This window comes from Gimesia maris (genome assembly GCF_008298035.1).
Classification (GTDB): Bacteria; Planctomycetota; Planctomycetia; order Planctomycetales; family Planctomycetaceae; genus Gimesia; species Gimesia maris.
The window spans coordinates 4,258,350-4,272,872 of the sequence record NZ_CP042910.1 but is presented as its reverse complement, the minus strand read 5'-3'; the positions used below and the strand labels follow the sequence as shown (position 1 = coordinate 4,272,872).

General features: G+C 49.5%; 7 protein-coding genes. 2 read left to right on the top strand and 5 right to left on the bottom strand.

Annotation, left to right across the window (positions count from 1 at the left end):
- Nucleotides 1-64: 64 nt before the first annotated feature.
- Nucleotides 65-1,786: a thioredoxin domain-containing protein gene (locus tag GmarT_RS15665; RefSeq protein WP_002643540.1), complete on the bottom strand. Its 1,722-nt coding sequence runs from the start codon at nucleotides 1,784-1,786 to the stop codon at nucleotides 65-67.
- A gap of 304 nt (nucleotides 1,787-2,090) precedes the next feature.
- Here GmarT_RS15665 and GmarT_RS30235 point away from each other — a divergent pair, with 304 nt between their 5' ends.
- A complete protein-coding gene (locus GmarT_RS30235) occupies nucleotides 2,091-2,213 on the top strand; it encodes a hypothetical protein (RefSeq protein WP_002643542.1) in 123 nt (40 codons plus the stop codon).
- Between the two features lie 55 nt (nucleotides 2,214-2,268).
- Here GmarT_RS30235 and GmarT_RS15660 read toward each other — a convergent pair whose 3' ends face one another.
- The 4 genes from GmarT_RS15660 to GmarT_RS15645 all read right to left on the bottom strand — a co-directional run bounded on the left by GmarT_RS15660 (nucleotide 2,269) and on the right by GmarT_RS15645 (nucleotide 9,788).
- On the bottom strand, nucleotides 2,269-4,284 hold the full coding sequence (locus GmarT_RS15660) for a CehA/McbA family metallohydrolase (protein ID WP_002643543.1): 2,016 nt from the start codon (nucleotides 4,282-4,284) through the stop codon (nucleotides 2,269-2,271).
- A gap of 56 nt (nucleotides 4,285-4,340) precedes the next feature.
- On the bottom strand, nucleotides 4,341-4,712 hold the full coding sequence (locus GmarT_RS15655) for an STAS domain-containing protein (RefSeq protein WP_002643544.1): 372 nt from the start codon (nucleotides 4,710-4,712) through the stop codon (nucleotides 4,341-4,343).
- A 341-nt stretch (nucleotides 4,713-5,053) separates the two neighbouring features.
- A complete protein-coding gene (locus GmarT_RS15650) occupies nucleotides 5,054-9,052 on the bottom strand; it encodes a serine/threonine protein kinase (protein ID WP_002643546.1) in 3,999 nt (1,332 codons plus the stop codon).
- A 127-nt stretch (nucleotides 9,053-9,179) separates the two neighbouring features.
- Nucleotides 9,180-9,788 (bottom strand): ECF-type sigma factor, encoded by a 609-nt coding sequence (locus GmarT_RS15645; protein WP_002643548.1) that lies wholly within the window; start codon nucleotides 9,786-9,788, stop codon nucleotides 9,180-9,182.
- Nucleotides 9,789-10,111: 323 nt separating this feature from the next.
- Here GmarT_RS15645 and GmarT_RS15640 point away from each other — a divergent pair, with 323 nt between their 5' ends.
- Nucleotides 10,112-14,233: a hypothetical protein gene (locus GmarT_RS15640; RefSeq protein ID WP_002643549.1), complete on the top strand. Its 4,122-nt coding sequence runs from the start codon at nucleotides 10,112-10,114 to the stop codon at nucleotides 14,231-14,233.
- The last annotated feature ends 290 nt before the right edge of the window (nucleotides 14,234-14,523 follow it).

The following is a 14,523-nucleotide window of genomic DNA, read 5'->3' as shown; positions in this document are numbered from 1 at the left end:
CACAATTAAGCGTATCATTCGAAGTGGCGCGCAGCTGTCAAGGCTGGTTTATTCATTGAGGTGTTTAATGAAGCAGTGATGGTTTAAAGATCAGGACCAGTCCGAGCAGGAGGATGACGACGCCGCTGAAGAGTTTGAGCCAGCGTCCCTGGTTTTCCTGTAGCTTGTGACGGCCCATGGTGACGACGACAATGGTGACCATGATCGCATCATCGAGCATATAGGCGACGATATACAGCCCCAGGTAGGCGTAGGTTTTCCAGGCAGGGTAGTTCTGCATGGTTAAGACTTCGGTGTAAAGGGCCGGGAGACCCGCGGTGCAGAGAAGTTCGATAATATTCACGAGGACCGCGAGGATAGAGGCACCCAGGATGGCTCCGGTCAGGTTTTCGGCATTCACGATCTTGCGGGCACGGGCGTAGAGGCCGGGCTTGGCCCATTCGGGGATTGAGAGCGAGATGCCTTTTTTGAACGCGAAGAAGTCTTTGATATGGATCAGGCCAATGATAACCGCAAACAGACCCAGTAGAAACTGAACCATAGGCAGATAGCCGATGAGCAGAAAGACATTGAGCCACGCCGCCATGAAAGCATAATAAGCCAGGCCACTGATGAACACGAATGTGCCGGCGACGGCGAGGACTTTGGCACGGTTCTTCAAGTTGACAAGCAACGAAAGCAGAAAGAGTAGGACCCACATCGCGCAGGGATTAAAGCCGTCCACCAGACCGATTAAAAAAGTAAAAGCCGGCATTCCTAACCGGCTTTTGCTCAGCTCTCCCAGAAAGGGAACTTCAACTGTATCCACCTCCTGTGAAGGAACAGGAGCCAAAGGCTCTCCTCCAAGTGGAGGTGGCATGTCTCCCGGTGGTGGGGGGAGGCTGGCATCCCCGCCTGGTACAGGGGGGAGCGCATCATCGTCTCCCACGGGTGGCGGTCCGAGAGTTGAATTGCTTTTGGGAACAGGAGAAAGGGGAACAGGATTGTCATTACTTTTCGGAACAGGGCTGTCTAAATCCGATTCACTCTGGTATGAAACAAACTGCAGCTCTGAATAATCGGGTGGCTGCAGAATGCTCTGTTTGTTATCGGTTTTTTCCGGTTTGGGGCAGGTGGCTGTCCAGTATTTGAGAACGTCTTCCACTTTGGATCCCGTATACTCATCGCTGATCCAGCCAATGACCAGCTGGTTACAGAAATGAAAAACAGGGACGCTGACGGCCTGTTTGCCGTAGCGATCAGCGAGTTCATAGACGCGGGTTGAAGCTGCGCTGTCAGAAACGACATCGTGGAGATTGTATTCAAATACCGGGTAGCGTTGCTTTAAGCCTTTGAGAAAGACCTTGGCTGCGGCACAGCGTGAGCATCCTGAGCGGACGTAGATATCGACCGTTAACAGCTTGTCGATGCGTTCGTCAGTGGATGTATCAGGCTTGAGCTTTCGCAGGAGGGAGTTACAGCCATAAGCAACCGGGAGTTCGGCCTCTTGAAGCTGGAAGTACTTCAGAATCTGCTGGTATCTTTTGACATGCTTTCCCGGCTCGTCCAGATTATGGACATGCAGACTGATGCGTCCCCGTTTTTGGGAGTAGGCTTCGAGCCGCTTCTGGACTTCCGTACAATCGGCACAGTTGTTGCGAATAAAAAGTTCAAGAACAGCACACTGGGAGCCCGCTGTTTCTGAGGCATCCTGTGCCAGGAGTTCCGAGGTGGAAAGAGAGAATGCCAGCAGGCTGCACGCAAATAACGCGAGCCACTGCAACGGCTTACCGGGAATGAAAGTCATGTCAGTCACTGTATCCCTCCTCATCCTGTATTGAGTTCCAGATTGCTGACCCGCGAATAATTTGATGACTTATTATGTCTAGAGAATCAGAAATGATCCACTACAAACAATGAAAAATGCGCGGGATTATTGGGGAGCGAATCAGCTTGAGGTTAAAACCACAGATTCGCTCGCAGGCTGGGCAGGACTTAAGCTTGATCAGCTGCGTTCGCATCTTCCAGAACAGTTAGACAGTCGTCTGTAGATTCTGCTGATTATTTAAACGGTCTTCTTGCCATAATCACTGAATTCCGGAACTCAGGCGATGAAATTTAACGACCAGACAGGCATGGGAGCCGGTTCTGGTTACCTGGTTGTGATTGCGAATAAGCAGGCAACAGCGGGTGCCACCGCAGCTTGTTTCTTCAAGCGAGGCTGGTTTGAGTGAACTGTAAAAACAGAATTTCAAATTGAAGCCAGTCGCACAACTGAATTTTATGTTGTTATGGTTGCTGATCTGTGCTCTGTTTGAGTAGGTCTTTGACATGCAGCAGAACGGCTGAATCTGCTTTTGTAACTACGGAATCCAGCAGGGATTGTTGCAAAGCCGGTGTAAGCTTCTCACTCTCTTTTCCATAATTTGCGATCAGCTTTTTTGCTGTAACACGCGGTGCGCTATATTTAGTATCACCATCCACATCCAGAAAGATCGGGTTTGTGATGGCCTGAGTGGCTTTGCCGTAGGTGGTCCAGCCTGGCAGGGTAATGCCGTCACCCAGAACAAATGCCACTACGTAGGCATCATGGGGCGGCAATGTCAGTGAAAATTCAAGCGTCTGATCTGTGGGTTGATTGAGGACGGAATGGATGGTTTTCTGTGCGACCTGCTTTCCATTCACATAGAGCATTGCTTCGCGGGGCCGGACCCACGAAGGGGCTGCGACTCGTAAAGTAGCAGTCATCTTTGAGGTTTGCTTTTGGCTGTTGTCTAGAAGTGATTCTGCGGGGACGAGGTCTCCCATTTCAAATTGTCCGTTTAATTTCAGGTTGGCAAAAATGCCCGCTGCCACCGCTGCGCGGCCCTCCGTGAATGCACGATAGACCTCTTTGCGATCGATTTGAGAGATCTCATCGGTATGGCTCCTAAGATACGTACGGGCCTGTCCCACGGGGGAATGGATCGTGTGAGAATCTGTGGCACCAACTGCGGTAAGCTTTAATCCACGATTCAACAGAGACATCCAGTCCTCGAGGGCGTAGAAAAAATCAGGGGTTTCATTTGCCGGCTGTGCCACTTCGAAACCGTTGAAATTAAATGCAGGTCCCTCACTCCGTTTACCGGTACTGCGATTAAAACGAAATCGTCCGAAGGGGCCTTGGGGAATGGAGGGCCAATAGGGATGATTCAAGATGATCACTTCGGCCCCTTTCTTCCGCATGTCGGCAATTAATTCACCCCAGTTATCATTTTTCAGAAACAGGGGATTACGTCCCTGCACACCGCCGGGAACTGCCTGCGCAGGGTCAAAGGGAAAAGCAGTAAAATGACCGTTGTGAGTGGTGACTTCATCTCCGGAAATCGAATGGAAATGAGACTGAGTCCCCGCGGTCTTTTGATATTTTGTGTAATCGGAAATGTGATTGTGATCGGTGGCGATTGCCACTTCAATTCCTTCGCCGGCGATCGTAATCACTCGCTCTTCAAACGTGGCATTTCCGTGACCACTGCCTGGTAAGGTATGGATATGGCTGTCACAGGCAAGAAAACCTGTCGTGTCCACTTCGCGTGAAATGACCAGCGTGAAATCGAGCGGCTGCATCTTATCAACTTCGACTGATAACCTGGCGACACCCCATTCCATGCCACGTGTTGCATAAAATGTATACTTTCCCGGAGGCAACTCAAATGAGTCACCAGTACCCAGAGTATAGAGAATACCTGGGCGCACGGCGTTCTTCGGCTGGCGGGCGTTGTAGAGTTTTACGAGTTGTCCTCGATCATTCACAACCGTAAGCCGTGCAGGTACGGGGGGCCCTGCAGGTGTCTTTACCCTCACAGTCACAGTCTCCAACTGAAGTGCCTGTTTCAGAGGGCGTGGATCCAGAACGAAGTTACGTAAGACCGCTGGTTGCCCCCGTCCCGTGATGGTCAGGCTGTTCTCACCCTCTTTGAGGACATTGGCCGGTACGGCGAAACCGATGCGGTGAAACCCGTCAGGTTTATCATCTGTACCGATTTGGGGAATGTGTGCTTCAAGGCGTCCCAGTCGTTTGTCATTGATGTGAACGTTCCAGTATCCACCCGAACTTTCTTTTTTCAGGTCCTGTTCAAAGAGCAGGGCGAACTCGGTTGGATTGATCTGCGCTGAAAATGTTTTTTGAAACGTGTTTTTTCCCTGGATTTTGTGTGGTGCACGATCAATGACGATCGACTTCTCTGCGGCTTTCAGGGGGCCGGTGAGAATGCTGGTTCCACTGGCTGCTAACAGAATCAGCGTCCGGATATGACACAGGTCCATTTGCTGGACTCCTTGAGTGATGGATTGTTTTCAATTACTGGCGGGTAATCAGGGATTTATGAATTCATGCTGATGTAATGAATGGCTTCTTCCTGGCTGTCAAGGAGTGGCCACAGGGTCCCCAGTTTGATGCTCTGGAGAATGTTTTGCATATTATCACAGGCATTACAGAAGACGGAATGTCTCCCGGTCTGTCGGGCGTGTTGCAAAAGACGAATGATCGAGTTGATAATGATCGAATCCAGGTAATCGACTTTTGAAAGGTCGATGATCACATTCTTAATTTCGGGAGACTGGAAGAGTCTTAATAGATTGTTGGATTCAGTCTGAACATTGCTGTATAGAAAATGCAGCGTCGATCCCTGAGGCGTGACAATCAGATTAGGGAGATTCAGTTCGACCTTATAAATTTCAAAATTATCTACCACGAGTCAAGCCTGCTTGCTTACGGATCGGTAAGTTCTGCCAATGTAATCCAGTTGATCGGAATAACACTTCATTTCTGCTGCAGAGTATAACCTGTTTGGACTTTTTTTGCTGGTTTGGAAAGAAGAAACTGAATGATTTTAGTGAGGTCTGTAAATTCGAAAGATGCCTGCCTGAAGACAGTTGCGAACAGATGGTGCGTGGTCTGCCAGGGTACATCGGAATGTGAATCGACTTTAGTATCGATGCGATTTGTGTATTCAGTTCCAGTGACATGGAAGGAACAGTCAGGGCTTCTACGGACGATTGCTTTGAAAGCGATGTCTTGCATTTAAGGTTCGGTTCATTCGGGTTCAGATTCTGATCTCTGTTTTTCTGCCAGCCAGCGCATTCCTGTAACATAGTCTGTATTAAAAGCGGCGAAGCGGAATTCGCGATCGACTTGGTCCGCTTTTTCTTTCGTGATCCTGGTTCCCTTGGCATGCAGATAGCCGTCCGGATGATTGCGGAAAAATGTTTCGAAACCCTGGTCCGAGAGATCGGAATCGGTCAGTTGTACGCCACTGGATAAACACAATAACGGAACCGCCGCCAGAAGGTCCGCGTTTTTCACGCCCTCAGATTCCAGTTTGATAAAAGGAGGCAGTCGTGAAAAGGCCTCGGCGATTTCGGGTGTGAATTCCAAACCGGGTGGCAGGATGACTGTGAGGGGGGTAAACAGTTCGGTTTCGGAAGGAGAGTGAGATTTGTTGAATGGTATGAAAATTTGATCGGGGCCGGGAGCTTCGATCACGCAGCCCCGGTTCAGCAGTTCAATGGCGGCTTCTCGGGCGACGGGAATTCCCAGGTAACGAGGTCGTTGCTTTGGGGCATTCACGATGATCGACATGCCCGGTTTTTCCGACTGCAATTCGTGAATCGCGGGGGAGTCGAAAACCCGACCATCTGTGTACAGATTCAGAAACCTCAGGTTCGTCTGTTTGAAACCAGAGGACTTTGCCAGATCGTTCAGGGATCGCGTGATGGGAGTCCACAGACGAAAATCTCTCAGGTTCGGCATCTGATCCAGAAATTGAAAGCGATCATTGACCTGACTGGCACTGACTTCAAACGTGTCAAGGTTCTCCAGCCCCTTCGTCTTGCTCAGGTCTGATGTTTTCGCCGGTGTGCGAGCCATGTGGAAGTGAGTCATGCTAGTGCCGAACTCGAGCCCCTGCAGTGCGCCGGGTTGCAGATTGCAATCTGAGATATTCAGTGAATGTAATGTCAACAGGCGACTCAAACGAGACAGGTTGGGAAGCGTGACTTTCTGATCTGACTTTTCGAAGGTGACTGTGAGAATCCGGAACGGTTCCGCGGGCAGTTGGTCCACGCTGAAAACCAGACTCTCGATTCCGTGTGGTTTCTTGAGACTGACTTTACCACCCAGGCCGATCACCCATTCTGCTGTATCGCGTTCGAAGGCAAGCTGTTCGTCATCAGTTAACGGCGTGGGAGACTCTTCAGGCTGGTTGACTTTTTTGTTTTCCGTTTTTTTCCGTTCATCGTACAGAATCTCCAGCCTGCGTAGTGCTTTTCCGTGTTTAGAGAAGATTGATAAATGCGGGTAGTCGTGATCCAACTGTTTGATCAGTCTCTTTGACACCTGAGTCCCATCTAAGTTGAAAAAACCATCCGGATCCTGCAGGGCCAGTTTTTCAAAGGCAGCCTCTGAAATATCGGATTTAAACAAATGGACTCCACTACACATTCTGAGGACGGGAATGTTTGCGAGCAAGTCGGCGTTTTTGATATTGCTCGTATGGATCCCGTAACATTGAGGGAGCGCGGCCAGGTGTTCGGCAATTTCGGGAGTGAGTTCCAGTCTTTGAGGGAGTGTGACCTTAGACAATGCGAAGGGGACCGTATCGGGAGGAAGATTCTCTTTGGTAAAGATCTGCACTCCCTGTCCGCGCACTTCACCTTTCATGGTACTTCCCAGTTTCAGTAGTTGGTCGGCTGCCAGTTTGGCCACGGGGATTCCCAGGTACTGGTTCTTGATTTCAGGACCTTTTGCAGTGATTGTCATGCCAGGCCGCGCCGTTTGCAGTTGTTGAATCAAAGTGTCATCGAACTTTCTCGCATAACGTAATCTGAGAAAACGTAACTTTGACTTTGACAGCAGGGGCGATTGACTGAGTTCCTGTAGCGCAGCTTGTGAGATGTCCCCAATTTCCAGGGCTCTCAGGTTTGGCATCAGTTTGAGAAACTCGAAGTGGTCGTCGATCTGGGAGCCGCTTAATTCTAAGGTGTCAACGAATTCCAGACCTTGAATTGATATCAGGTTTGATACTTTTAAAGGAGTACGCACGATTCGTAAGGTTTGGAACGCTTTTTTAAAATGAACATTCTCAAGTGCAGGGGGAGTGACTCCCGAATTCTCCAGAATCAGTTCCTCAAGAGTCATTAACTGATTGAGCCGACTGAGATCTGTTAGCGGCATTTTTCGATTTTCATGAAAAGCGATGGATTTTAACCGGAATGGCTCATCAGGAAGGGCTTCGATATCTTTGACATTGAATTTAAAATCGTGTGCCATATTGAAACGGACAATGCCTCCCCGCTTTATCAGCCATTCGGTGACTTCTCGCTCATAGGCGAAGGGATTGGCGTTTGTCGTCTGTGAAACAGGTGGCTCGGTCTGGCTGGTGACCAGATTCGTGACCTCATTCTTTTTGTCTGCTGTATTCATCGGCAGCCAGTTCAGTCTGATTTCGGCTGACTTGATATCTTCAGGACTGATTTCAAAGCGACCGTTTTTAATGTGAATACCATTGACTGACGCCAGGACCCTGCGTTCACTCCCATTGGATTTGACTGTCGTCAGTTCTCCCCAGGGAAGCCGCTGATCTCCAATTTGCAGACTGAGTTCATGTGAGCCAGCTTTTTGTTTTCCGGACCAGGTACCTGATTTTACATCCAGAGGCTGTCCATCAAGCAATATCTGGGCCCGATGATCGTTGAGGATCACATGCAAAGTTCCCTGGGATGTGGAGGGCTTGAGAAACGTGAATCCCAGCAGCAGTACTGCTGCCAGTGTCATTCCCATGAGGAGCTTTCCCGGGCTGACTCGTTTGCGGGATGAGGCTGCCTGTTTGGTTTCCAGCCAGTTTGTGAGGACCTGGGAAACATCGAGCATCGTGGTATAGCGTTTCTCAGGCAAGCGCGCCATCATTTTGCGACAGATTTGATCCAGTCTGGAATCGATGTCTGGTTGAATATTTCGTACCGGTCGGGGATCTTTTGTCATGATCTGTGACAGAATGGAAGCCGTCGATCCCTGGAAGGGACGCTGCCCGGCGAGAAGCTCGTACATGATGACGCCCAGCGAATAGACATCGCTGGCCGATCCGATTATCTCCAGGTCACCATCCACCTGTTCGGGGGACATGTAGGAAGGGCTGCCCATGATTTGACCATGTTGCGTGATCTGCGTGGCTTCTTCGTTCTGGATCATGAGTGCCAGTCCGAAATCGGTGATGATGGGCGTTCCATCCTGACGGATCATGATGTTGGCCGGCTTGAGATCGCGATGTACGATTCCCTGCTGGTGTGCCAGTTCCAGGGCTTGTGACAACTGCTGAATTAACAAAGCGATTTCGTGCTGGCTGAACCGTTGACCGGACTGAATCAACGCCGCCAGCGATTTTCCCTCGATGAACTCCATCGTGATGTAATGTACGCCGTCAATTTCATCGACGTCATATACCGAGCAAAGATTGGGGTGATTCAGGTTGGCGGCCGCACGGGCTTCGCGATAGAAACGGGAAATGAATTGAGGATCGGCGTGTTTGTCAATCTGCGGTAGTTTCAACGCAACTTTGCGTTCCAACTGTGTGTCCCGGGCCAGGTAGACACAGCCCATGCCCCCCTCTCCCAGACGCGACAGAATCTGGTAGCGTCCAAACCGGGCGGGGAACTGTTCGAAGTGCGGACGAGTTTCCTGGATTGTGATGCTACCTGAGTTGTCGATAGAGCCGGAACCAGATTGATCTGCAATCCGGGTTCTGGCAGAATGCGAGGCGGTAAAGAGCTGTGAAAGTTCCTCTGCGAGTTCGGGATGTTCGTTAAGCAGATCCTGTTCGCTGACGATTTTACCTGATTCTCGCAAACGATAGTAACGTTCGATCAGGATCAGTTCTTTCAGTAACACGCTGCGCGTGGGAGGCGTGAAATCAAAGAGTGTCTGTTCCAGCGACGGACTGTCCCCGTTCTGCCAGGACTGTTCAAAATCTTCGCAGCATTCTTCAATACGGCCCTGTAACTCGGCCGGCAGGTTTTCCAGATCAATCGGTTGATTCATTTTATCTTATCCTAAACTCGAGAACCCCGAGTTATGTACAAGATCGCAATGGAGCGTATCACTCCGACGCAGTTCTTATCAGATTTTGCAAAAAAAAACGGAAATATGCCCAAATGATGACATGATTTCAATTGAGTTCCGCTTCGATATGCTCTGTCCAGGTTTGTCGAATCAGAACAAGACGGCGTTCAATACTGCGTTCCATCACCCCCACTTTGGTGGCAATCTCCGCATTAGTATAGCCTTCCAGCTTCAGTCGGGCGACTTCACGCAGAGAGTCTTTCCCGAGTACGGCCAGTAGTCGATTGGCCTCCTCGGCGGCTTCGACAGCCAGTTCCGGACTGGGGGATTCCTGTGCCAGTTGTTCCAGCCAGTTCTCTTCATCCTCGTTTGAAGTTCCGGAAACAGTGCGCCTGATATCGCGTTTCTGGGCACTTTGTCGTCGGTACAGATTCCGGGTTTTACAGAGTGTGATATTGACGAGCAAAGGCCAGAGGCTGGTTCGGTCATTGAGATTCGGAAACTGTCCCGCTTCCAGTCGCACGAAAAAACTGTTTAACGCACTGAGGACGGCATCTTCTTCATCTTCCACCCGACAGAGGTCTTTCTGCAGATGGGAGCGAGCGAGTTGCACCAGTTGTTCGAAATAGCGGTTCCAGAGTTGCTGCTGCAAATCATCAGCTTCTCCCTGTTTGAGTTGATCCAGCCAGTTGGTGACTGATCCCTGATGTTCCATGCCTGCTGCCGTTATCTATTAAAAATGAATCCAATCTCATCAGGCATCAAATCAATCAGGCGGTCCGCGGGTCCGCCTTTTGGAATACTGACAAGGTTGAATGAGTACAAAATCAATTCTCAGAAGGTTTTACAGCCAGTCTTTCAGCACGATCGACTCAATTCAAAAAAATCGGTGGAACCTGTGTCGGGATAACTGCTGCCACTGCGATTGTACTTGAGGAGCAGGGACCACACAACATTTTGATAGACAAAAACTCAGGGAATCCATGCGTAACCTGCTGACGCAACAATCGAAACCAAATTCGAACGGGAGCAGAGACAATGATCAGGGCACAACTCACTCAACGTCCAAAACAACTGCGATTCGGAGGCTTAATTCGAATCTTTTTCCTCATTATGTTGTGTTTGATTCCGAGTCTGGTTCAGGCAGAGCAGCGTGTCTGGACCAGTGCCGACGGAAAAAACCAGGTCGAAGGCGAATTGCTGGGAACAACAGACAAGGTGGTCATTCTCAAAAAACGGTCGGATGAAACCCTGCATACGGTCCCTTTTTCCATGTTGAGTGTAAAGGATCAGGAATATGTGCGGGAAAAGTATCCCAAAATCTTTCCTGCTGATCAAAACAGGCCGACAGGGTCGACTACCATGGATGAGACGAAATCCGCATCACCTGAGATGCAGGGAGTCAAGACTTCACAGGCTGAGAAAGCTCTGCAGGATAACCGGTTCCAGTGGGAGCAGGTTTCAAAGGTACTGCCTCAGTTTCAACCGATGCTGATCGACGGAGCAGCCGTCATCAGTCCCCGGACACAACTTATTTCCCGTAAACAGCAGGCGAACCTGCAAATTTCTGCCGATTATATCGGAGCGATTCTGTGTTACCTGGCAGACCGCGAAGGTTATGAACTTCTGGCTCAGAAGCTGAAAGAGAAGGGGGTAGTGGGGGCATTTAATACTACCACTGGTGAAGACCGGGAGCGAATTGATCAATGTTTTAATTTGTTTGGAAAGCTCTACAAGCTCTTTTACTCGAAAGAGGCGAACAAGCAATACTCCGATCTGCGTTATTCCGAGATCAACGATTTCGATAAGGGAATTCATATCTCCAAACTGGTTCGTAAGTTCGATCAGAATTTTCAAAAAATTAATTATCAGGGGGAAGAGATTCCCGTGGCTGTGTTCACGGGAGCCGATCTGGATCACTATCGCGAAGGCATTGGTGAATTTCCATTGAGTATCAGAGGGAGCTATCGCCCGCTTGTGATTGGTGGCAGGAATTCTCTCAAGTTGAATTATCTGAATTCGCCAGACGTTCCAACAGGAATTCAAAAGACGCCTGCAGAAGCGCGGGAGTTCGCCCGTCAGGTTGAGGGTAAAGAGTTTGCCTTCCGGACGGATCTGGTTTTGAAATATCCCCGATATGAGAAGAATCCTGATGTTCTGGAATCATACAATGATTTACTCATGAACGCGAAGATTATCGGACTTTCTCTCGTGAATATCGCAGACCCGTCCCAGGTGATTCAGAAATGGGAGATGGAACAACCTGTGGTAATCGCGGGTGAGCAGGCTGACGCCGACAAGCAGGACCTGGCTCAGAAAATGCAACGTCTGGCTAAGGAACATCAGCTGGTATTATGGGGCGACTACCCGGCAGTTCGGGTCGACTTGTCGTATAATTCTAATGGTCCGATAGTGGGGAGTGATCCTGTTCGATTCACGCACATGCTGGATCGGGTGGCGCTGGGACTTGATCCAAACCATTTGAGTCCGGTGTTCATTGCCACTCATTTTCCGGAAACGATCGGGCGTCTCATTACTGTCAGCACGAATCGAGTGGGGGGGATTCGTACTGCGAAGTGGTTTGGCGACAATGAATTTGACAAGCGGGCCAGCCAACAGCAGTTTCAGCAGGCTTATGCGGACAAACTACGCCACTACGCAGTCGATCTGCCGATCCGGTTTGTCGAAATTCAGAAAGTTGTTTTGGGAAAAAATAGTAATTACGACTTTGAGCGGGGGGGCGTACTGATTAATCATCGGCTGGTGAATGGTCGGTTTCCCGGTCTGACAACCTGTTCCTTTAACCACAAGACTGAAAAGATTGATCGTCGCTCCAGGCCCTGCTTTGTACAGGAATTCCTGCCTTTGACGGCAGAGCAGGCACGTCCCCTGTTCAGCGGGATCCAGCAGGGATATAACCTTGACGCGTATGTCACACGTATCGTCACCTGGGATCGACTGCAACTGGAAGAGTATCAGGATGAGCAACTACCACCGGTATCAGTCTCCCAGGAATCATTTGAACTCTACCGCGATCCTCAACTCAAGCAGCACATTGCCAGCCTGGAGAGCAAGCAGGTTCCTCCGCCGGTTTTGAGTGATGCAAAAGGCAAAATCTTTCCCGGCCCCAATCAACCACTGGATCTCGATCAGAGTACGCTCTATTTTCTGAAACAGGAAGCGGAGGGGCATAACGCGGAAGCGGATGAACTGACAAAACTGTTCGATGATTACCGACATCATAACAAAAGTTACACCAGTACCGTCCGTGATGCGCTTCTGCAGTTGACCCGTGCGGAAGAAGAATATTCAGAATACGGCACTGCACGCAATGGTTATTCAGCAGGCAAACCGGAAGAGAAGCAACAGGCGATACAGAAATGGAAAGAAGCTCAAGCGAAAGTGAATCAGCTATTCCAGCAGCCACCGTCCTCCTTCTTTCCGGCTTCCATCGATCAACGCGATCTGGATGAAAGACAGTTTCCGGTCCTGAGAGAGAAATGGCAGAAGTGGATGAGACAGTGTATCGCTTCCACAAAACGTCATTTTGTTGTGCATGCGGAAGTCAAGCTGGATCAACAACTCCGCGATGTGCAACTGTTGATATCGCGCCAGAACCCTCCGAATCCTTATACCTGGAGTCCCACTAAAACACTAATCGACGAAGGGGTTCCCGCAAACCGTCTCGTGGTTTTGAATTATCAGGATTCAAATATGGTGATATCTCATACTCCCTGCCTGCAGCTGACGCAACCGCTGGAAGATGTACTTGACCGTGTTCCTGATCAAATACGTGATCTGATCATTGATCAGCAGAATGGAACAGCCCGGGTGGAACTGGTGGTGGCAGTGGGAAAAACCACACTGCTCCCCCATACAGATGAGAACCAACGGGGAGGGCTGCTGTTAGAAACAGAGGTCAAGCAGCTGCGTCTGTTTACTGATCGGAAATATAATCGCGAGTTGATTTATGAAGTGGAATTGAATCCAGTTGCTAATTCAACGAAAACAGGCTCTGTTTCGGTTTTACGAAGTAAAACAGCAGCACCTGATGCAGAGAAAATGCAGCAAACAAAATCAGAAAAAGTCGAAGCCCTGACACCGGCAGCCAGCCTGCGCTTGATTGCCAGATATCTACCTGAATTGACCCGGGAAAACAGTGGCGTGCTGATGTTCAACCGCTGGCGCCAGGAGACGGATTTTCTGTCAAAACGTGATCAGTCAAAATATGGAATCGTTCCGGAACATGGTCTGTATTTCCGTTCGCAGACTTCGGCGCCAACAGTTCAGCAGCTCAATGTCGAAGGAGAGGCATTCGTCAAATGGTTGAACCGACCGGAAAGTCTACCGGGCAGTCGTTATTCACTGCGGTTTGAAACCAAATTTGCGGACCTTTCTGATGAGGTGAAAGGTTATCGACAGGCTCTGGTCAGTGTCAGGGAATTTGACGGTTCCATGCAATATTCGCAAATAATGTTTCATATCGGTTCTGAAATCAAGAGTGCCAAACGCAGCATCGAAACGAATAAGTATATGGAAAAAAACTTCCCGGAACGACCCAAATCAGGTGGTGGGGGATTTGGAGGGAGCGGGGGTAGCCTGGGACTTGGAAAACAGCCGACTGATTCATCTCAGACTGCACAAGTCAGTGAGAAGAACAAAAAAATTCTGCAGGAGATCGAAGAGCTTACCCGACTCGAACAGTATCTCAGCAGCGCACCTCCCGTATTCATCCTGCGCGATATTGGAAACCAATATGGTTTGACCAACCTGCGTGGAAATCTGCAGGTGTATGGAACATCAAGTCTGGAAGAGGAGCGATTGCAGAAAATTTATGAACCGATCTTCCCCACACTCAATATGAGTCACCAGATTGTTCTCCCCGCAGGATTGCAGATCAAACCGGGAAACAGGAAATGGGAGGTTGAAGTGGAGTTCGAAGTCAAATCGGCAAAGTCTCAGGAGACGCCTCCCGAACTGTTTGATCCGAAACTGTCTGGTAAATACAGCGATAAACTCAGCCGAAAAGATCACGGCAAGTATGTTGTGTTTGATGTCGATGTCAAAGCAGCCTGGTTGATCGATAAACAGACGGGAAAGCGGGCGCACAAACTGAAGCTGGTGCCTAACCTTCAGCAAGCAAAGCAGGCCGCGGACTGAGTTGCTGAACATTCTATAGGGTAGTGACTTACGTGAAACCCCTTTCTGACGGGGCTGTCGCGAGGCGGGAGCGAGTAGAGGGCGTTCCCGTCTCGTTTTTTTGATTTTTCAGGAATAGTTTTTCTGAGCTGTCGGGATGAGATCGCCATTCTTGATCTTTATGACAACGAGTCACTCAATTCAAGAACCAGAAAACAAGTCGTTTTTATTATGAAAAATCTCCTGCTCAAGACGGTAAATATTCACAAATGGTGATCTATTTATTGGGAGGCGATTTCTGAGTCGTGCTC

Bases quoted from the DNA above. Each gene is read 5' to 3' on its own strand.
- GmarT_RS15645 (WP_002643548.1), bottom strand. From the start codon at position 9,788: ATGGAACATCAGGGATCAGTCACCAACTGGCTGGATCAACTCAAACAG.
- GmarT_RS15640 (WP_002643549.1), top strand. From the start codon at position 10,112: ATGATCAGGGCACAACTCACTCAACGTCCAAAACAACTGCGATTCGGA.
- GmarT_RS30235 (WP_002643542.1), top strand. From the start codon at position 2,091: ATGAAATTTAACGACCAGACAGGCATGGGAGCCGGTTCTGGTTACCTG.
- GmarT_RS15650 (WP_002643546.1), bottom strand. From the start codon at position 9,052: ATGAATCAACCGATTGATCTGGAAAACCTGCCGGCCGAGTTACAGGGC.
- GmarT_RS15665 (WP_002643540.1), bottom strand. From the start codon at position 1,786: ATGACTTTCATTCCCGGTAAGCCGTTGCAGTGGCTCGCGTTATTTGCG.
- GmarT_RS15660 (WP_002643543.1), bottom strand. From the start codon at position 4,284: ATGGACCTGTGTCATATCCGGACGCTGATTCTGTTAGCAGCCAGTGGA.